General features: G+C 67.2%; 18 protein-coding genes. 3 read left to right on the forward strand and 15 right to left on the reverse strand.

What is annotated here, in order from left to right; genetic code table 11:
* The first annotated feature begins 142 nt into the window (after positions 1-142).
* Positions 143-874: an OmpW family outer membrane protein gene (locus HWX39_RS34370; protein WP_175971992.1), complete on the forward strand. Its 732-nt coding sequence runs from the start codon at positions 143-145 to the stop codon at positions 872-874.
* 163 nt (positions 875-1,037) lie between these two features.
* Here the strand turns inward: HWX39_RS34370 and ugpQ are convergent, their stop codons facing one another.
* The 12 genes from ugpQ to HWX39_RS34430 form a co-directional block, all read right to left on the reverse strand.
* On the reverse strand, positions 1,038-1,805 hold the full coding sequence (gene ugpQ / locus HWX39_RS34375; RefSeq protein ID WP_175971993.1) for a glycerophosphodiester phosphodiesterase: 768 nt from the start codon (positions 1,803-1,805) through the stop codon (positions 1,038-1,040).
* Between the two features lie 28 nt (positions 1,806-1,833).
* The gene (locus HWX39_RS34380; RefSeq protein ID WP_175971994.1) at positions 1,834-2,919 is read right to left on the reverse strand and encodes a sn-glycerol-3-phosphate import ATP-binding protein UgpC; all 1,086 of its coding nucleotides are present in this window, start codon (positions 2,917-2,919) and stop codon (positions 1,834-1,836) included.
* A 32-nt stretch (positions 2,920-2,951) separates the two neighbouring features.
* Positions 2,952-3,797 carry a sn-glycerol-3-phosphate ABC transporter permease UgpE gene (gene ugpE / locus HWX39_RS34385; protein ID WP_175971995.1) on the reverse strand — a complete coding sequence of 282 codons (846 nt, stop codon included), beginning with the start codon at positions 3,795-3,797 and terminating at the stop codon, positions 2,952-2,954.
* Positions 3,794-4,678, reverse strand: a complete 885-nt coding sequence (gene ugpA, locus HWX39_RS34390; protein ID WP_039366730.1) for a sn-glycerol-3-phosphate ABC transporter permease UgpA — start codon at positions 4,676-4,678, stop codon at positions 3,794-3,796. Before ugpA ends, ugpE begins: the two co-directional genes overlap by 4 nt.
* A gap of 102 nt (positions 4,679-4,780) precedes the next feature.
* The gene (gene ugpB, locus HWX39_RS34395) at positions 4,781-6,115 is read right to left on the reverse strand and encodes a sn-glycerol-3-phosphate ABC transporter substrate-binding protein UgpB (RefSeq protein WP_085042808.1); all 1,335 of its coding nucleotides are present in this window, start codon (positions 6,113-6,115) and stop codon (positions 4,781-4,783) included.
* A 90-nt stretch (positions 6,116-6,205) separates the two neighbouring features.
* The gene (locus HWX39_RS34400) at positions 6,206-7,390 is read right to left on the reverse strand and encodes a deoxyguanosinetriphosphate triphosphohydrolase (protein WP_244135158.1); all 1,185 of its coding nucleotides are present in this window, start codon (positions 7,388-7,390) and stop codon (positions 6,206-6,208) included.
* Between the two features lie 65 nt (positions 7,391-7,455).
* Positions 7,456-8,535, reverse strand: coding sequence for a 3-dehydroquinate synthase (gene aroB, locus HWX39_RS34405; RefSeq protein ID WP_175971997.1), 1,080 nt, complete (start codon positions 8,533-8,535; stop codon positions 7,456-7,458).
* The gene (gene aroK, locus HWX39_RS34410; RefSeq protein ID WP_175957917.1) at positions 8,532-9,086 is read right to left on the reverse strand and encodes a shikimate kinase AroK; all 555 of its coding nucleotides are present in this window, start codon (positions 9,084-9,086) and stop codon (positions 8,532-8,534) included. Before aroK ends, aroB begins: the two co-directional genes overlap by 4 nt.
* 40 nt (positions 9,087-9,126) lie before the next feature.
* Positions 9,127-10,758: a type IV pilus secretin PilQ gene (pilQ, locus tag HWX39_RS34415; protein WP_175971998.1), complete on the reverse strand. Its 1,632-nt coding sequence runs from the start codon at positions 10,756-10,758 to the stop codon at positions 9,127-9,129.
* On the reverse strand, positions 10,755-11,624 hold the full coding sequence (locus tag HWX39_RS34420; RefSeq protein WP_175971999.1) for a pilus assembly protein: 870 nt from the start codon (positions 11,622-11,624) through the stop codon (positions 10,755-10,757). Before HWX39_RS34420 ends, pilQ begins: the two co-directional genes overlap by 4 nt.
* Positions 11,621-12,229, reverse strand: coding sequence for a fimbrial protein (locus HWX39_RS34425; protein ID WP_175972000.1), 609 nt, complete (start codon positions 12,227-12,229; stop codon positions 11,621-11,623). The genes HWX39_RS34420 and HWX39_RS34425 overlap by 4 nt, the downstream gene beginning before the upstream one ends.
* Positions 12,226-13,152 carry a competence protein ComA gene (locus tag HWX39_RS34430; protein ID WP_175972001.1) on the reverse strand — a complete coding sequence of 309 codons (927 nt, stop codon included), beginning with the start codon at positions 13,150-13,152 and terminating at the stop codon, positions 12,226-12,228. Before HWX39_RS34430 ends, HWX39_RS34425 begins: the two co-directional genes overlap by 4 nt.
* 220 nt (positions 13,153-13,372) lie before the next feature.
* Here HWX39_RS34430 and HWX39_RS34435 point away from each other — a divergent pair, with 220 nt between their 5' ends.
* Positions 13,373-15,763, forward strand: a complete 2,391-nt coding sequence (locus tag HWX39_RS34435) for a penicillin-binding protein 1A (RefSeq protein WP_175972002.1) — start codon at positions 13,373-13,375, stop codon at positions 15,761-15,763.
* Between the two features lie 91 nt (positions 15,764-15,854).
* On the opposite strand, the gene cyaY is transcribed toward HWX39_RS34435, so the two are convergent.
* Positions 15,855-16,184: an iron donor protein CyaY gene (gene cyaY, locus HWX39_RS34440; protein ID WP_039366759.1), complete on the reverse strand. Its 330-nt coding sequence runs from the start codon at positions 16,182-16,184 to the stop codon at positions 15,855-15,857.
* Between the two features lie 36 nt (positions 16,185-16,220).
* Here cyaY and HWX39_RS34445 point away from each other — a divergent pair, with 36 nt between their 5' ends.
* Positions 16,221-16,499 (forward strand): lipoprotein, encoded by a 279-nt coding sequence (locus HWX39_RS34445; protein WP_175972003.1) that lies wholly within the window; start codon positions 16,221-16,223, stop codon positions 16,497-16,499.
* 78 nt (positions 16,500-16,577) lie between these two features.
* Here the strand turns inward: HWX39_RS34445 and msrQ are convergent, their stop codons facing one another.
* Together msrQ and msrP are read right to left on the reverse strand one after the other, a co-directional pair.
* On the reverse strand, positions 16,578-17,267 hold the full coding sequence (msrQ, locus tag HWX39_RS34450; protein ID WP_175972004.1) for a protein-methionine-sulfoxide reductase heme-binding subunit MsrQ: 690 nt from the start codon (positions 17,265-17,267) through the stop codon (positions 16,578-16,580).
* 20 nt (positions 17,268-17,287) lie between these two features.
* On the reverse strand, positions 17,288-18,283 hold the full coding sequence (gene msrP, locus HWX39_RS34455) for a protein-methionine-sulfoxide reductase catalytic subunit MsrP (protein ID WP_175972005.1): 996 nt from the start codon (positions 18,281-18,283) through the stop codon (positions 17,288-17,290).
* Between the last annotated feature and the right edge of the window lie 127 nt (positions 18,284-18,410).

Genomic DNA, 18,410 nt, shown 5'->3' on the forward strand with positions numbered 1-18,410 from the left:
GCACCTACGTAGAATGCCCGTCCTATCGGTGCGCGAATGCGTACGGTCGTACTAATCCTAGGGTGAAAACTCTAACTTACGAGCTTGTTTGGTTTTAAACGCAGTCGTCATAATGAGCACGCCTTAGATCGGAGGAGACACAATGAAACGAAAACTGGCCATTACGGGGGCCGCAGCGCTCGCATTCACGTTTGCGGGCGGTACGGCACATGCACAATCCGCAGGTGATTTCTACGTCAGCACCGGCTGGCTGCACCTGTCACCGCAGGACAGCAGCGATCCGCTGTTCCTGTATGGCGTCGGCGGCACGCCCATCAACCAATCGATTCCCAACACGGGCGCCGGCATCAACGACGCCGATACGCTCGGGCTCGCCGCTGGCTACTTCGTCACCGACCACATCTCCACCGAGCTCGTGATGGGGATACCGCCGAAGTTCGACATTACCGGCAAGGGTCAGTTCGACAAGTTCGGCGTACTCGGCCGTGCGTACCAGTGGAGCCCCGCCGTATTGCTTCGCTACCACTTCAACGACGCCAACGCGAAGTTCCGTCCGTATGTCGGCGTCGGCGCGACGTACGTCTGGTTCACCGGCGCAAAGATCACGAACAGCAGCTTCGAGAACGGCGTGCTCGGCGGTCCGACCAGCGCTACGACCAGCAACCAGTGGGCGCCCGTGTTCAACGCCGGCTTCACGTACAACTTCACGAAACACTGGTTCGCGGGCCTGTCGCTCTCGTACATCCCGGTCAGCGTGACCGCCACCTTCACGACGGCCCGCCGGACGCCGGTCGGCACCCTGACCGAAACGTCGAAAGCGAAGATCTCCCTCAACCCGATCGTCACCTACCTGAACGTCGGTTACCGCTTCTAAGCGTAGTCGAATATTTGGGGAATGGTTAATCCTGCTGCAATTTGTAGCGGAATTTTCGTGACGTAACGTCTCCACGATGCAAAACGCCCCGGCGGATTCCCGTCGGGGCGTCGTTTTTTTGTCTCAGGGTCTTCCCGCATCCACCATCGCGCGGGACCAGCCGCTACGCGATGTCGTCCAGCGCATCGGGGGGGATGAGGTCGATCCGGTCCGTGCAGACCGCGTCGACGCCCCAGCGCGCGAGTTCTCGCGCCCGTTCGAGGTCGTTCACCGTGTACACCAGGATGCGCAGCCCGGCTGCCTTGATCGCCCGCACGAGCGTTTCGTCGAGCTGTTTGTGGTCTGCATGCAACGAAACGCAGCCGAGCGCCCCGACGACTTGCGCATGCCAGTCGTCCGGCACCGCCTCGTAGAGCATCCCGCGCGGCAGCGCAGGCGCCGTCGCGCGCGCCTGTTGCAGCGCATCGAACGAGAACGACGACAGGAGCGGCGGGACCGCGGCATCACGCCAGTACACTGCCGCGTCGGCCGCCACGCGCTGCCCCGTCTCGCGCTCGCGCCCTGGGCACGGCTTGATCTCGACATTCGCGGCCAGCCCGTGCGCGATGCAGCGCGCCGCCGCCGCCTCGAGCGTCGGCATCCGCTCGCCCGCGAAACGCGTGTCGAGCCACGCACCCGCGTCGAGCGCGGCCAGCGCCGCATAACGCATGCCCGCCGCCGCGCCGTGACCGTTCGACGTGCGGTCGACCGTGTCGTCGTGCAGCAGGAACGTCACGTCGTCGGCCGACAGCTTCGCGTCGAACTCGACCATCCGGTGGCCGCGGCGCGCGCCCTCGTCGAGCGCGGCGAGCGTGTTCTCCGGTGCGAGCGTGCCGCCGCCGCGATGGGCGACGACGCGCGGATAGGGCCACCAGTCGGTACGGGTCGTCATCGTCGGTCTCTCGCCAAGGTCAGCAGGTTCAACCGGCACGCTTGCCGGTCTCGGGATCGAAGAAATGCAGCCGGTGCGCGGGCAGCGCCGCCGCCAGCGCCGCGCCGCGCGCGGGACGGTCCGCGTGCGGCAGGCGCACCGCGACGTCGTGATTGCCCCAGCGGCCGTGCGCGAGATTGTCCGCGCCGAGCAGCTCGCACGAATCGACCGGCAGCGTCGCCTGCGCGACGCCCGGCTGCGGCGTCATGTGCTCGGGACGCACGCCGAGCACCCAGTCGCGCCCGGTGGCGATCGTCGTGCCGATGCCGGGGGCGCCGGCGACCGGCAGCGCGGGGCCGCCACCCGCGACCGTAAACGTCGCGCCGTCGTCCGACAGCCGGCCGTGCATCAGGTTCATCGCGGGCGAGCCGATGAAGCCCGCGACGAACACCGTCGCCGGCTTCTCGTACACGTCGACCGGCGCACCGATCTGTTCCGCGTAGCCGCGATTCATCACGATCACGCGCTGCGCGAGCGTCATCGCCTCGATCTGGTCGTGCGTCACGTAGACGCTCGTCGTCGCGAGCCGGGCATGCAACCGCTGGATCTCGAGCCGCATTTGTACGCGCAACTTCGCGTCGAGGTTCGACAACGGCTCGTCGAACAGGAACACCGACGGCTCGCGCACGATCGCGCGCCCCATCGCGACGCGCTGCCGCTGGCCGCCCGACAACTCGCGCGGCCGCCGCGCGAGCAGCGGCTCGAGTTCGAGGATCTTCGCGGCCGCCGCCACCCGCGAATCGATCGTCGTGCGCTCGATTCCGCGGATCTTCAGCCCGTAGCCCATGTTCTGCGCGACCGTCATGTGCGGGTACAACGCATAGTTCTGGAACACCATCGCGATGTCGCGATCCTTCGGCTCCAGTGCGTTGACGACGCGATCGCCGATCGCGATCTCGCCGTCCGTCACGCTCTCGAGCCCCGCGATCATCCGCAGCAACGTCGACTTGCCGCAGCCCGACGGGCCGACCAGCACGATGAATTCGCCGTCGGCGATCTCCACGTCGATGCCATGCAGCACGTGCTGCTTGCCGTCGTAGGATTTCCTGACGCCCTTCAAGCTCAGCGCAGCCATTCTTGGTCTTTCTCCCGGTTGCCGTCCGTCATTTATTTCTCGGAATCGACGAGGCCGCGCACGAACCAGCGCTGCATCGCCAGCACGACGACGAGCGGCGGGATCATCCCGAGCAGCGTCGCCGCCATCACGTATTGCCATTCGGTCGCGGCGTCGCCGCTCGCGATCATCGTCTTGATGCCCACCACCGCCGTCGACAGCGACGCCTCCGTCGTGATCAGGATCGGCCACAGATACTGGTTCCAGCCGTAGATGAACGTGATCACGAACAGTGCCGCGATGCTCGTCTTCGACAGCGGCAGCACGACGTCCCAGAAGAACCGCAGCGCCCCCGCACCGTCGATGCGCGCGGCGTCCATCAGCTCGTCGGGCAGCGTCATGAAGAACTGGCGGAACAGGAACGTCGCGGTCGCCGAAGCGATCAGCGGCAGCGTGAGCCCTGCGTAGGTGTTCGTCAGGTGCAGCGTCGACACGACCTGCACGGTCGGGAAGATCCGCACTTCCACCGGCAGCATCAGCGTGACGAAGATCAGCCAGAACGCCGTGTTGCGGAACGGGAAGCGGAAATAGACGATCGCGTACGCGGACAGGATCGACACCGCGATCTTGCCCACCGCGATGCCGAGTGCCATCGCGAAGCTGTTCACGAGCAGGCGGCCGAACGGCGCCGTCGTGCCGCCGCTGCCGTGCCCCCAGATGTACGCGACGTTCTCGAACAGGTGCGTGCTCGGGACGAGCGACAGCGGCACCGTGAACACTTCCTGCGCGTTCATCGTCGCCGCGCAGAATGCGACGTACACGGGAAACACGATCAGCACGACGCCCGCGATCAGCACCGCGTGGCAGAACAGGTCGAAGCCCTTGCGATTTTCGATCATGCGTATTGCACCCTGCGTTCGACGAAGCGGAACTGGATCACCGTGAGCCCGACGACGATGATCATCAGCACGACCGACTGCGCGCCCGAGCTGCCGATATCGAGCCCCTGGAAGCCCTCCGCGAAGATCTTGTAGATCAGCGTCTTCGTGCTCTGCGCCGGGCCGCCGCCGGTGGCTGCGTCGATCACCGGGAAGGTGTCGAAGAACGCGTAGACGAGGTTCACGACCAGCAGGAAGAAGCTGGTGGGCGACAGCAGCGGCAGCACGATGTTGAAGAAGCGCCGCACCGGCCCGGCGCCGTCGATCGCCGCCGCCTCGATCAGCGAGCGCGGGATCGCCTGCAGACCCGCGTAGAAGAACAGGAAGTTGTAGCTCACCTGTTTCCACACCGACGCGAGCACGACCAGGAACATCGCCTGGCCGCCGTTCAGCGCGTGGTTCCACACGATGCCGCTCTTCGCGAGCGCATAGGTGATCAGGCCGATGCTCGGGTTGAACAGGAACGCCCACAGCACGGCGGCGATCGTCGGGGCGACCGCGTACGGCCAGATCAGCAGCGTGCGATACACGCGCGCGCCGCGGATCACGCGATCGGCGCACGCGGCGAGGATCAGCGACACGACGAGCCCGCTCACCGTGACGAGCGAACTGAACACGAGCGTCGTGCGGAACGAATCGAGATACAGCGGATCGGCGAACAGGTGCGTGAAGTTCGCGAGGCCGACGAATTCGCTCGACGTGCCGAACGCATCCTGCATCTGCGTCGACTGCCACAGCGCAACGCCAGCCGGCCACAGGAAGAACACGGCGGTGATCGCGAGCTGCGGCGCGATCAGCAGGTACGGCAACAGGCTCGTACCGAAACGGGAACGGGATTGCATCGCGGATATCCGGTCAGGCGCAACGGAAAGGGGCTGTGCCGCCGGCCGGCGCGCGCATCCGTACAGGATGCGACGCGGCCGGCGGCACGGTGCGATGCGGGCTCAGCCGCCCGACTTCTCGAAGCGGCGCAGCAGTTCGTCGCCGCGCGACGCGGCCGAATCGAGCGCGTCCTTCGGCGACTTCTTCTGCGCCCAGACCTGTTCGAACTCCTCGTCGACCACCGTGCGGATCTGCGGCATGTTGCCCAGGCGCAGCCCCTTCGTGTACGGCAGCGGCGGCTTGTTCAGCATCTGCTTGATCGCGGTTTCGGCGCTCGGATTCTTCGCGTAGAAGCCCTGCTGGCGCGTGAGGTCGTACGCGGCGGTCGTCACCGGCAGGTAGCCCGTGTCCTGGTGCCACTTCGCGGCGACCGCCGGCGAGGCCAGGTACGCGAGGAATTTCGCGACGCCCTTGTAGGTCGCCGGATCCTTGCCGGCCAGCACCCACAGGCTCGCGCCGCCGATGATCGCATTCTGCGGCGCGCCCTTCACGTTCGCGTCGTACGGCATCATGCCCGTGCCGTAGCTGAACTTCGCGAACTTCTGCACGTTCGCGAGCGCGCCCGACGACGTCGTCATGATCCCGCAGTCGCCACTGTAGAACTTCGCCGACGCTTCATCCTTGCGGCCCGCGTAAGTGAACGTGCCGTCCTTCGCCATCTGCTGCAGGAACGAGATGTGCGCGATCTGCTGCGGCTTGTTGAATTCGAGCACCGCGTCGGTGCCGTCGAAGCCGTTGTTGCGGCTCGCGAACGGCAGCCCGTGCCAGGCACTGTAGTTCTCGAGCTGAATCCAGCCCTGCCAGCCGGTCGTGAAGCCGCATGCCATTCCCGACTTGCGCAGTTTTTCTGCATCGGCCTGCACGTCGGCCCACGTCTTCGGCGGCTGGTTCGGATCGAGGCCGGCCTTCTTGAACGCGTCCTTGTTGTAGTACAGCACCGGCGTCGAGCTGTTGAACGGCATCGATACGAGATGGCCCGTCTTCGCGTCGCTGTAGTAACTCGCGATGGTCGGCACGAACGCCTTTTCGTCGAGCGGCACGCCGGCCTGCTTGAACACGTCGTAGACAGGCACGACGGCCTTCTTCGCCTGCATCATCGTGGCCGTGCCGACTTCATAGACCTGGAGGATCGCCGGCGCGTTGCCGCTGCGATAGGCGGCGATGCCGGCCGCGAGCGCCTGATCGTAGGTGCCCTTGAAGACCGGCACGATCTTGTAGTCGCTCTGCGACGCATTGAACTGGTCGGCAATCGCGTTGACCCGCTCGCCGAGCGCGGCTTCCATCGCATGCCAGAACTGGATTTCCGTCGCGGCTAGCGCCACGTGCTGCACCCCGAACATCAGCGCGCCGCCGAGCGCGATAGAACGAACCAGTGTCCCCGCAGGCTTCTTCTTCATCGACCTCTCTCCTATGAAAACGTTACCAACAGCGTGTGCAACATTCTCGTCGCCATTGAACCGGCGAAGTCTAGTGATCGTTTGTGACAGTCAGTTGTCGCTCATGACGAACAGGCGCTGATACTCCTTCAGCGCGAAGCGGTCGGTCATGCCGGCGATGTAGTGCGCGACGAGGCGCGGCTGCTGCGCGGTGTCGTCGGACTGGTACGGCGGCGGCAGCAGGCGCGGATCGTCGATGAATGCATCGAACAGCCCGGTGACGACACGCTGCGCCTTGCTCGCCATGCGCATGACCTTGTAGTGGCGATAGAGGTTCTTGAAGAGGAAACGCTTGAGGGCGGCTGCCTGCGCAGCAACCGTTTCGCTGTGCGACACGAGCGGCGGCGCGGCGCGCACGTCATCAAGCGACGCGGGCGCGACGCGCGCGAGATTGCGCGTCGTCTCGTCGATCAGGTCGACGATCAGCGTGTTGATGATGCGGCGCACCGTCTCGTGCACGAGACGGCGGCCTTCGAGGTGCGGGAATTCGGCGAGCGCGGCCTCGAAGTGGCGCTGCCACAGCTCGACTTCCGCGAGTTGCTCGATCGTGATCAGGCCGGAACGCAGGCCGTCGTCGACATCGTGGTTGTTGTACGCGATCTCGTCCGCGATGTTGGCGAGCTGCGCTTCGAGCGACGGCTGGCGGCCCTGCAGGAAGCGCTCGCCGAGCGCGCCGAGCTTGCGCGCATTCTCGCGCGAGCAGTGCTTCAGGATGCCTTCGCGCGTTTCGAAGCACAGGTTCAGCCCGTTGAACGCGCCGTAGTGCTCCTCGAGCTCGTCGACGACTGCCAGGCTCTGCAGGTTGTGCTCGAAGCCGCCATGCTCGCGCATGCAGGCATTCAGCGCGTCCTGCCCGGCATGGCCGAACGGCGTATGGCCGAGATCGTGCGCGAGCGAGATCGCCTCGACGAGATCCTCGTTCAGGCGCAGGTTGCGCGCGACCGAGCGCGCGATCTGCGCGACTTCGAGGCTGTGCGTGAGGCGGGTGCGGAACAGGTCGCCTTCGTGATTGACGAAGACCTGCGTCTTGTATTCGAGACGGCGAAACGCGGTCGAATGAACGATGCGGTCGCGGTCGCGCTGGAATTCGGTGCGCGCCGCCGGCGGTGTTTCCGGATGGCGGCGGCCGCGCGACTGCGATGCGTGTGCGGCATACGGGGCGAGATGGGCTTCCAGCGCCGCCAGCGTCGGCGGCTCGGCCACCGGCGCAACGGATGCGCGGCCGGCTTCGGGCAATGTGCTGCTGGATGTCTCGCTCACGTGTCCTCCAGGTCAGGGGCGCCGGGGCATCCGGGCGGCCGTTAGCAGGTCGTCTGTGCCAGTGTAGCGGACACGGCTTCGTCGGGCGCCTGCGTGATCAACGTATCGCCGAATCGCTTCAGCAGGATGAACTTGATCGCACCGGCCTCGGCCTTCTTGTCGACGCGCATCAGGTCCATGTAGCGCGTGTCGCCGAGCGCGGGCCCGCGGGTCGGCAGGTGCGCGGCCGCGATCACCGCATCGAGGCGCTGCCGCGACGCTTCGTCGAGCAGGCCGAGCCGCACCGACAGGTCACCCGCCATCACCATCCCGCAGCCGACCGCCTCGCCGTGCAGCCACTCGCCGTAGCCGAGCCCGGCCTCGATCGCGTGGCCGAACGTGTGGCCGAAGTTCAGGATCGCGCGCAGGCCGCCTTCGCGTTCGTCGGCCGCCACCACGCTCGCCTTGATCTCGCACGAGCGCTTCACCGCGTGTGCGAGCGCAGCCGGGTCGCGACGGTTGAGCGCGTCGACGTTCGCCTCGATCCAGTCGAAGAATTCAGCATCGGCAATCGCGCCGGTCTTGATGATCTCGGCGACGCCGGCCGCCAGTTCGCGGTCGGGCAGGGTCGTCAGCGCGCCAATGTCGGCGATCACGGCCTGCGGCTGGTAGAACGCGCCGATCATGTTCTTGCCGAGCGGGTGGTTGATGCCCGTCTTGCCGCCGACCGACGAGTCGACCTGCGACAGCAGCGTCGTCGGCACCTGGATGAACGGCACGCCGCGCATGTAGCACGCGGCCGCAAAGCCCGTCATGTCGCCGATCACGCCGCCGCCGAGCGCGACGAGCGTCGTCTTGCGGTCCGCGCGGTCGGTCAGCAGGCCGTCGAAGATCAGGTTCAGCGTTTCCCAGTTCTTGTACGCCTCGCCGTCCGGCAGCACGACCGTCGACACACGCTTGCCGAGCGGCGCGAGCGCCGCGCGCAGCGCGTCGCCGTAGAGCGGATCGACCGTCGTGTTCGTGACGATCGTGACGGACGAGCCCTTGATATGAGGCGCGAACAGTTCGGCGCGGCCGAACAGGCCGGCGCCAATGTGAATCGGATAGGCGCGGTCGCCCAGATCGACGTTGACAGTAATCATGCTTGTAGCGGCTTGGCAATGACGCCCGCCAGTTCGAGTTGCATCAACACCATGTTGACGAGACCGTTGACCGACGGACGGCCGGTCTCGATGACGAAATCCGCGCATTCGCGGTACAGCGGATCGCGCACCTCGTAGAGCGCTTCGAGACGCCCTTTCGGATCTTCGGTCTGCAGCAACGGGCGGTTCTTGTCCTTGCGCGTGCGCAGCCACAGATCGTGCGGATTGGCGCGCAGGTAGACGACGATGCCGTGGCTTTTCAGGCAGTCGCGGTTTTCCGGGCGCAGCACCGCGCCGCCGCCCGTCGCGAGCACGATGTTCTCGCGCTGCGTGAGATCGGCGATCACCTGCGTTTCGCGATCGCGAAACCCGGCCTCGCCCTCCAGCTCGAAGATCACCGGAATGCGTGCGCCCGTGCGGGCCTCGATTTCGTGGTCGGAGTCGAAGAACGTCCTGTCGAGACGACGCGCGACCGCACGGCCCACGGTGGTCTTACCCGCTCCCATAAGGCCGACGAAAAATACGTTTGCATGTGGGTCCCGCGCTTGCAACGGCTTCCTCTGCTTCAATCTTGCTGGTGTGTGGCGCAGCTTACTGGCAAAGCGGCTGCCTTGTCGAGCCTGCGCCGGCGGCTTCCGGCCCCGTTTTTTCGACATTCGCGCTGCCCGCGCCGCGCGCATCGCAGCGCGCATCGACGACGGTCGGCGTGATGAAGACGACCAGTTCGCTGCGCTGGTCGCGCTGCGCGCGATGCCGGAAAAGCGCGCCCAAAAACGGTATTTTGCCCAAGAGCGGGACGCGCGTCACATCGTTCCGGTTCAGCTGCTCATAGATCCCGCCGATCGCGACCGTCCCACCGTTCTCGACCTCGACGCGCGTCTGGACGTGCTTTGTATGGATCGCCGGGCCGGCCGCCGTCGGCTCGCCGATGCTGTCCTTCGTCACGTCCAGGTCGAGCACCACGCGCCCGTCCGGCGTGATCTGCGGCTCGACCTCAAGCTTGAGCGTCGCCCGGCGGAACTGCACGCCGCTCACGCCGTTGCCGACCTTCGCCTGGTACGGCAGCTCCGAACCCTGTTCCACGATGGCCTTGACGCGATCGGCGGTCACCACGCGCGGGCTCGAAACGATCTGGCCCCGCCCCTGCGCCTCGAGCGCGCTCAGTTCGACATCGAGCACACGGCTGAGCGGCGCGGCGAACAGCGTGAAGCCGGCGGTTGCCGCTTCGAAGCCGCCGAGCGGCCGCGCAGCAAGGTCGAGCGCGTTGCGCGCGCCGGTCGTGAATGTGCCGCTCTCGCCCGACGGCGGCCGCTCCTGCGCCCGCAGCGCGACGCGTGCGCCGAGATTGCGCGAAAAACCCTGCTCGCCCTCGACGATGCGGGCCTCGATCCGGACCTGCCGCGACGGCCGGTCGATCGCATCGATCAGGCTCGCGATCTGGCCGAGACGCGGCGCGAGATCGGTGACGAACAGCAGGTTCGTACGCGGATCGGCCGCCGCGGCCCCACGCTTCGACAGCAGGCGCTGGCCGGTCGCGCCGGCCAGCAGCCGTTGCACGTCCTGCGCGCGCGGGTAGTGCAGCGCGAACGTACGGCTCGCAAGCGGCTCCAGATCGGCAGCCCGCGCGTGCATTTCGAAGCGCTCGCGTTCGCGCGCGGCCAGCTCGGCCGCCGGCGTGACCCATATCACGTTGCCCCGCCGGGACATCGCGAGCCCGTGCGTATCGAGCAGCGTGTCAAAGGCATCGCGCCAAGGCACATTGTTCAGACGTAACGTGACGGTGCCACGCACCTGCTCGCCGACGACGATATTGAGTCCGGTGAAGCGGGCGAACGCGTCGAATGCGGCCGCGAGCCCCGCCCCCTGCAGATTCAGCGAGATCCGCCGTGCGTCGTCCGCATCGCCCGGGTGTCGGGCAGCAGCGTCGGCCATCCGGGCCGGCGGCGCCAACGGGATCGGCGGCCCCTCCAGCCCGGGTGCCGGGGTGGCGGCCTCCGCCTGAAGCGCCGCGCGAGCCGCCTGGTCGAACGGAGGCTGGCCGGCCGCCGTCGATACGGCGTTGTCCGCACCGTCCACCGCACCGTGCGGCAGCGGCAGGCTCGGAACCGGCATATCCATCGCCGCTGCAGGCCAGACGGCCGGCAGCGGCGGCAACGCGGCGCTTGCACCGGCCGCGCTCAATCCGGCCCAGACAGCAAGTGCCCGACATCCGGGTTTCATCATGGCCGCCTCCCTTCGTTCAGGGTGACTCGGTATGCGCCGTCCGCCGTCGCGAGCGTCACGGCGACGGGATCGACTCGCACCACTCGCGCTGCCCCGAGGGTTTCGCCGGGCACCACGGCCGTGAACGCGCCGTCACCGTCGTCGAACAACGCGAGACCGGTGCGCCCATCGCGGATCGTGCCCGCCAGGCGAGCAGCCGCCCCCGCCGCTTCAGACGAATCAGCCTCGCCGAACGGATCGGCATCAGGCGCATCGGCCAGATCCGGCGTCTCCCCGCCCGTGGACATTACCGCCGGCAACTCCGGAAACACGTCGACAGACATTTCCACGCGCGCAGCCTCCTTTCCCCGTTCGACACGCAGCGCGGTCGGCACCGCCAGCACCGGGAAACGCGCCAGCCCGCCGACCATCTGCAGCAACGCGCGAAAGCCGCCATCCGCGACGATGCGCACCGTGCGCCGGCCGTCCGAACCCGCACCATCGGTGCGCAACGGCTCGATCGATACGCCGAGCAGCCCGCTCGACGCGGCGCGATCCGCCAGTTCCAGCATCAACGCGGCCCATTCCGGCGCATGCGACGAGCGATCGCCGTATGCCGCCGCCGGATGCCCGTCGCGTTGCCGGGCAGCGGCCGTCAAAACACGCTGCGCGTCGGCCTCGCGCATCTGCGCCGCCGCCAGCAACGCGCGGCTGTGCGCAAGCCCGCTCCAGTCGGCGGCATTCGCCAGATGAATGCCACCCGCCAGCACGGCCGCGAACGCGAGCATGCAGCCTGCGATGTGTGCGGCCGCCGGCGGCACGCGCCGCATGCCCCCCAGCCACTCATCGCCACGCCGTGCGGGCCGATGCGCGAGCGCCGCCGTCATGCGCCGCCTCCCGGGGCTTTTCGAGGCAACATCGCGTCGTGCCAGCGCAGTTGAACCGAGAACCGGAAAGGCATCCCGCCCGTCGCGACAGGCGCATCCGAGGCAGGCTTCAACGCATCGATGTCGATCCGCCAACCACGCTGCTCGCGCGCCATCCCGGCGAGCCATCGCGCGGCCGCCCGGTAGCTCGCGGCGCGTGCATCGAGCACGGCACCGGCCGACGTCGTGCGCAGCGCGTCGAGCCGCACGGTGCCGTCGCGCACCTCCGCCAACATGGCCAGCAGCCCCGCGACGTGCCGGTAGGGCGCGGCAAGCGCGTCCGCCTGCGCGTCACGCTGCGAGGCAACGGCCGCTGCATTTGCAGCGCGCGTCGCGGCGCCCACCTGCGGCTGCAACTGCCGCAGCCGCGCCTCCACGCTTGCGCGCTCGGTATCCACACGCCACCGCGCCCCGGCGGCGGCGCCTGTCCACAGGCCGGCGCCGAGCACGCCGAACAGAATCGCCGCACCGCACTGCATGGCGCGACGACGTCGCAACGCCCGCGCCAGCCGCTCGCGGTAGGGCAGCAGGTTGAAGCCCCACGGCCCCGCATGACGGACCGTCATTCCCACACCCCGCGCAATGCCAGCCCGAACGCGACAGCCCATGCCGGGCCGCCCGGCGTGCCGGCGGGCGGGCACGCTTGCCCGTTCCAGCCCGTGCAGTCAAACGGCACCACAACCGCGCCGAGCACGTCGCCGATTTCGGCAATGGACGTATCGAAACGGGCGAGACACCGCTCGTCCCCGGCCACGAGTACGCAACACAAGGCCCCGAGCGAGCGCCTGCGCAATGCATCGGAAATCGGCCCCGGCACGGCGCCGGACAGCGTCAGCACCGGCACGGCCAACGGGCCGTCGATGCGCCAGCCGTGCACGCCCGAGTCATGAAACCAGAGCGCCGCGCAGGGCCCCGCCTGCGCGTCGGGTTCGAATTGCGCGGCATAGCGCAACGCACGCAGCGCCGCGGCCGACTCCCCGTCGACCACCGTCAGGTCGACACCGGCCTGCGCGGCTACGTCGATCCGCCGTTCGAGCAGCGCCAGCGGAGCCACGGCAATCTCGATCGCGCCCGACCCCGCTCCGCCATCCTGCCGCCAGTCGAACGCGAGACCGTCCGGCGCCAGCCCCGAGATGCGTTCGGCCGCCTGCCGCGCGGCGTCCTCGATATCGTCCCGCCCGGCCAGATCCAGCGTCGCGGTGCGTATCTCGTCATCGTGCAACGCCATCACGCCACGCGCATCGCACCGCACGCCGGCCGCCGACAGTCTCGACACGGCTGCGGCCAGCGCTCGCGCGACCGCCGCCCAGCGCGCATCCTCCGGCCCGCCCGCCAACCCGACCGGCTCCCGTTCGAGCCCCTCAACGTACACCTGAGCGCCCCGGCCGCGCCGGCTCAGCACGACCACCCTCACCTCGTCCGCACCGACGTCGATTCCCGTCGACCGGTGCCCGCCCCGCGCAAACCGCGCTCCCCATCGTCCCGCCATCCCAGCCTCCCGAAATCGTCGCGGCCCGTGCCGCGTTTCCAAGACCTGATTCTGCAAAGCGGCGGGGGCGCCCGACAGTCGGCCTAACGGCCAGCATCCGCTCGCGACGGCCTCGCGCGGGCTATGCTGGAAGTACGCCAAGCCGCGTCTTCGCGGCGGGCGGCCCCCGCGTCAAGGCCGGTCTTACCGGGCGGCTATAATCGCGGGACTGTTTTCCGGTATGCCTATGCAATCCACGACTCCTACGTCCCCGCCTCCTGCCCCGGAGCCGAAGAAGCGTCCCTGGTGGCAAAAAGTCCTGCTCGGATTCGCCACGATGTGCGTGGCGCTCGTCGTGGCCGGCGGCCTCGTGCTCGGCTACGCGCTCGTCGTTGCGTGGCCGAACATGCCGTCGCTCGACGCGCTGACCGACTATCGGCCGAAGGTGCCGCTGCGCATCTATACGTCCGATCACGTCCTGATCGGCGAATTCGGTGAAGAACGCCGCGACGTCGTCCATTTCAAGGACGTGCCCGACTCGCTGAAGAAAGCGATCCTGGCGATCGAAGACGCGCGCTTCTACGATCACGGCGGTGTGGATCTCACCGGCATCGTCCGCGCCGGCTTCGTCGCGCTGACGAACGGCCATGCATCACAGGGGGCGAGCACGATCACGATGCAGGTCGCGCGCAACTTCTTCCTGTCGAGCGAGAAGACCTACACGCGCAAGATCTACGAGATGCTGCTCGCGTACCGGATCGAGCGTGCGCTGACGAAGGATCAGATTCTCGAGGTCTACATGAATCAGATCTATCTCGGCCAGCGCGCGTACGGCTTCGCGAGCGCCGCGCGGGTCTACTTCGGCAAGGACCTGAAGGACATCACGCTAGCCGAAGCGGCGATGCTCGCGGGGCTGCCGAAGGCGCCGTCCGCGTACAACCCGGTCGTGAACCCGAAGCGCGCGAAGGTGCGCCAGGAATACATCCTGCAACGGATGCTCGAGCTGAACTTCATCTCGCGCGAGCAGTACGACGAGGCCGTCGCGCAGCCGCTCGTCGTCAAGGGACCGGGCCGCGATTTCAGCGTGCACGCAGAGTACGTCGCGGAAATGGTCCGGCAAATGATGTACGCGCAGTACCGTGAGGAAACCTACACACGCGGCTTCAACGTCGTCACGACGATCGACTCCGCGGACCAGCAGGTCGCGTACACCGCGCTGCGCAAGGGCATCATGGATTACGAACGCCGGCACGGCTATCGCGGTCCGGAAGGCTTCATCGAGCTGCCGGCCGGCGCCGACGACCGCGAACAGGCGATCGACGATGCGCTGCTGGAACACCCCGACAACGGTGAGCTGATTGCCGCGGTCGTCACGGCCGCCAGTCCGCGCCAGATCACGGTTGCGTTCATCGACGGCAGCAATGCGACGATCGAAGGCGACAACCTGCGCTTCGCGTCGGGCGCGCTGTCGGCCAACGCGCAGCCGAATCGCCGCATCCGGCCGGGTGCGATCGTCCGCGTCGTGAAGAACGACACCGGCAAATGGTCGATCACGCAGTTGCCGCAGGTCGAGGGGGCGTTCCTGTCGATCGTCCCGCAGGACGGCGCGATCCGCTCGCTTGTCGGCGGCTTCGACTACAACAAGAACAAGTTCAACCACGTCACGCAGGCATGGCGGCAGCCGGGTTCGTCGTTCAAGCCGTTCATCTATTCGGCGTCGCTCGACAAGGGCCTCGGGCCGGCAACCGTGATCAACGACGGCCCGCTGTATTTCAGCGCGGCCGAAACGGGCGGCCAGCCGTGGGAACCGAAGAACTACGGTGGCGGCTTCGAAGGCCCGATGTCGATGCGTACCGCGCTGCAGCGCTCGCGCAACCTCGTGTCGATCCGGATCCTGAACCACATCGGCACGAAGTACGCGCAGCAGTACATCACGCGCTTCGGCTTCGACGCCGAACGTCATCCGGCCTACCTGCCGATGGCACTCGGCGCGGGCCAGGTCACGCCGCTGCAGATGGCGGGAGCGTACTCGGTCTTCGCGAACGGCGGCTACCGCGTCAATCCGTACCTGATCGCCGAAGTCACCGATCCGAACGGCGCGATCGTCGTGCGCGCGCAGCCGCTCGTCGCCGAGCAGAATGCGCCGCGCGCGATCGACGCGCGCAACGCGTACGTGATGAACAGCCTGTTGCAGAGCGTCGCGCAGCGCGGCACGGGCGCCCGGACCAACGTGCTGAAGCGCACCGACCTCGCGGGCAAGACCGGCACGACGAACGACTCGCACGACGCGTGGTTCGCCGGCTATCAGCACACGCTCGCCGCGATCGCGTGGATCGGCTACGACAATCCGCGCAGCCTCGGCGATCGCGAAACGGGTGGCGGCCTGTCGCTGCCGGTCTGGATCGACTACATGGGCGCCGCGCTGAAGGGCGTGCCAGAGTACAAGCCGGCGGTGCCTGACGGCGTCGAGTCGCTTGGCGGCGAGTTGTACTTCACCGAGTTCACGCCCGGCCACGGCTTCGTGTCGACGGTTGGCGTGCCGCAGGCGCCGGCCGCGCAGAACGTCGACGCCACCGTGCCGCACGTCGACGAGCAGGAAAAGCAGGACATCATGAACCTGTTCGCGCACTGACCACCGGCCCGGACATGAAAAAAGCGCCCTGCGGGGCGCTTTTTCTTTGGCACGACGCATCGGGGCACGGCCCCGGCTCCGGGCTGGGCTGTTACGGCGCGCTGAACGTGATCGGCAGGCCGGCCTGCTGCGTCGCGTATTCGGTGAGGGCCGAGAAAAACTCGGTGCCCGTGCGCGTATCGCGCCATTCGCCGTCGATGAAACGGTAGTGGAAACCGCCCGCCTTCGCTGCAATCCACACCTCCTTCATCGGCGGCTGCAGGTTGACGATGATCTTCGAGCCGTTCTCGAACGTCAGCGTCAAGACGCTGCCGTTGCGCTCCAGATCGATGTCGTGATCGCCGTCGTTGGCGTCGTCGACGGTACGCTCGACGGCCGCCAGCACGGCCTCGGCACGGGTCAGGTATTCGGTATCGGACATGCTAAACTCTATCGGTTCAATTGTTCAGGGACGATCATGCGAGTCGTTTTCCGGATGAGCGCGATTGTAGCGGCTTTGGCGATTCTTGCCGGCTGCGGTCAAAGCGGCGCGCTCTATCTGCCCACCGTGCCTCCGATGCCCAAGCCACTCCAGCAGCAGGACACGCCGCCGTCGGACGTGAAGCCGACCGATGAAAACGCGTCGTCCGACAGTGTGCCCGATTCGTCCGGCACGCCGCTCACGCTGTCACCCGAATTGTCGAGCGGTGCATCGACCATGCCCGCACCGGCGTCGAGCCCGGCCGTCGCGAAGTAACGACGCGCCGCCTGCACGGCCCACGAAACGAGGCGATGACTTCCCGGTCATCGCCTTTTGTTCTTTCAGGCTGCGCCGTCACGCGCGCGCGCGCCGCCATCCCCATGCAACGAGCCGCCAGCCGAGCAGCGCGGCCACGATTGCCGCATAAAGCCTCGGCTGCGCGAGATTGTGCTTGCCGGCCCTCATCCACCAGAAGTGCAGCACGCCGAACAGCACGATCGCATAGATCGCGCTGTGCAACGTCGCCCAGTGGCGGCCGAGCCGGCGCGCCATGGCACGCGGCGAGGTTGCCGCGAGCGGAATCAGCAGCACGAACGCGGCGAACCCGACCGTGATGAACGGGCGCTTGCCGACGTCCTTCAGGATCGCGACGACGTCGAACCACTTGTCGAACCACAGGTAGGTCGTGAAATGCAGCGTCGCGTAAAAGAACGCGAACAACCCGATCATCCGGCGAAAGCGCAGCAGCGCGGTGAACCCGGTCATGCGCCGAAGCGGCGTGACGGCGAGCGTGACGCAAAGCATCACGAGCGTCCAGAGGCCCGTCGAGCGCGTGATGAACTCGATCGGATTCGCGCCGAGCCGGTCGGTCAGCCCGAACAGCACGAGACGCGCGAGCGGATAAAGGCCGGCCGCGAAAACCAGCACCTTGGCCGGTGCGAGCCAGCGCGGCGCGGTGGCGAGACGGACCGCGCTGCGCCGTGCGGCACGTGCTGCCGGGCCCGCGCCAGCGGTGGGCACCTGGGTCAGCGTCGAAGGGGGCATGTCGTTTCTCATCGCCGCCCTCAAAAATTCTTCTTCAGGTCCATGCCCTGATACATCGACGCGACCAGGTCGCCGTAGCCATTGAACATCAGCGTCTTGCGCTTCGGCGTGAAAAAGCCGTCCTCGCCGATGCGCCGCTCGGTTGCCTGGCTCCAGCGCGGATGATCGACGTTCGGGTTCACGTTCGAATAAAAGCCGTATTCGTTCGACGCATACGTGTTCCAGCTTGTCTTCGGCTGCTTGTCGACGAAGCGGATCTTCACGAGCGACTTCGCGCTCTTGAAACCGTACTTCCACGGCACGACGATTCGTACCGGCGCGCCGTTCTGGTTCGGCAGCACCTGCCCGTAGACGCCCATCGTCAGCAGCGTCAGCGGATTCATCGCCTCGTCCATCCGCAGCCCTTCGGAGTACGGCCAGTCGAGCACCGGCGTCGAGAGGCCGGGCATCTGCGACGGATCGGCCAGCGTGATGAACTGCACGTACTTCGCGTTACCGGTCGGCTGTACGCGCTTGATCAGTTCGGACAGCGGCACGCCGATCCACGGGATCACCATCGACCATCCTTCGACGCAGCGCAGCCGGTACACGCGCTCCTCGAGCGGCGCGAGCTTCAGCAGTTCGTCGAGATCGAACACCTTCGGATGCAGTACCTCGCCCTCGACGCTCACGCGCCACGGGCGAGGCCTCAGCGTGCCGGCGTTCTGCGCGGGGTCACGCTTGTCGGTGCCGAATTCGTAGAAGTTGTTGTAGGAGGTAATGTCCTTGAACGGTGTCACCGTGTCGGTCGCGACGAACTTCGGATTCGTCTTCGCCGCGAGCTTCGCGGCCCGCGCGTCGGGCGACGCATAGGCGGCAAGTGCCGCGCCGCTGCTGCCGAGCAGCCCGCCGGCCGCCGCGAGGCCGGCCGCCTGCAATACGCGCCGCCGGTTCTCGAACACCGCACGCGGCGTGATTTCTCCGGGCGCGATATCGCCGCCGGTCAGTACGTTCCGCAAAGGGCGTTTGATCCACATCGTGCTGCTCCTCCTGCATGCGCCGCGCGCAGCTTCATGAGCGTTCGACCGGCCCCGTCTTGCGCCGTTCGACGCCCGGATCGCCCGCCCGTTACAAAAGAAAACCGCCGGGCACGCAGTGCGCCGG

The organism is Burkholderia sp. BCC0322 (assembly GCF_902833045.1).
Classification (GTDB): Bacteria; Pseudomonadota; Gammaproteobacteria; order Burkholderiales; family Burkholderiaceae; genus Burkholderia.

Excerpts from the sequence above, each read along its gene's own strand:
- msrP (WP_175972005.1), bottom strand. The coding sequence starts at position 18,283 with ATGTGGATCAAACGCCCTTTGCGGAACGTACTGACCGGCGGCGATATC.
- ugpE (WP_175971995.1), bottom strand. The coding sequence starts at position 3,797 with ATGATCGAAAATCGCAAGGGCTTCGACCTGTTCTGCCACGCGGTGCTG.
- HWX39_RS34425 (WP_175972000.1), bottom strand. The coding sequence starts at position 12,229 with ATGACGGTCCGTCATGCGGGGCCGTGGGGCTTCAACCTGCTGCCCTAC.
- aroB (WP_175971997.1), bottom strand. The coding sequence starts at position 8,535 with ATGATTACTGTCAACGTCGATCTGGGCGACCGCGCCTATCCGATTCAC.
- ugpA (WP_039366730.1), bottom strand. The coding sequence starts at position 4,678 with ATGCAATCCCGTTCCCGTTTCGGTACGAGCCTGTTGCCGTACCTGCTG.
- cyaY (WP_039366759.1), bottom strand. The coding sequence starts at position 16,184 with ATGTCCGATACCGAATACCTGACCCGTGCCGAGGCCGTGCTGGCGGCC.
- HWX39_RS34380 (WP_175971994.1), bottom strand. The coding sequence starts at position 2,919 with ATGGCTGCGCTGAGCTTGAAGGGCGTCAGGAAATCCTACGACGGCAAG.
- msrQ (WP_175972004.1), bottom strand. The coding sequence starts at position 17,267 with ATGCCCCCTTCGACGCTGACCCAGGTGCCCACCGCTGGCGCGGGCCCG.
- HWX39_RS34445 (WP_175972003.1), top strand. The coding sequence starts at position 16,221 with ATGCGAGTCGTTTTCCGGATGAGCGCGATTGTAGCGGCTTTGGCGATT.
- HWX39_RS34370 (WP_175971992.1), top strand. The coding sequence starts at position 143 with ATGAAACGAAAACTGGCCATTACGGGGGCCGCAGCGCTCGCATTCACG.
- HWX39_RS34435 (WP_175972002.1), top strand. The coding sequence starts at position 13,373 with ATGCCTATGCAATCCACGACTCCTACGTCCCCGCCTCCTGCCCCGGAG.
- ugpB (WP_085042808.1), bottom strand. The coding sequence starts at position 6,115 with ATGAAGAAGAAGCCTGCGGGGACACTGGTTCGTTCTATCGCGCTCGGC.
- ugpQ (WP_175971993.1), bottom strand. The coding sequence starts at position 1,805 with ATGACGACCCGTACCGACTGGTGGCCCTATCCGCGCGTCGTCGCCCAT.
- HWX39_RS34430 (WP_175972001.1), bottom strand. The coding sequence starts at position 13,152 with ATGGCGGGACGATGGGGAGCGCGGTTTGCGCGGGGCGGGCACCGGTCG.
- pilQ (WP_175971998.1), bottom strand. The coding sequence starts at position 10,758 with ATGATGAAACCCGGATGTCGGGCACTTGCTGTCTGGGCCGGATTGAGC.
- HWX39_RS34420 (WP_175971999.1), bottom strand. The coding sequence starts at position 11,624 with ATGACGGCGGCGCTCGCGCATCGGCCCGCACGGCGTGGCGATGAGTGG.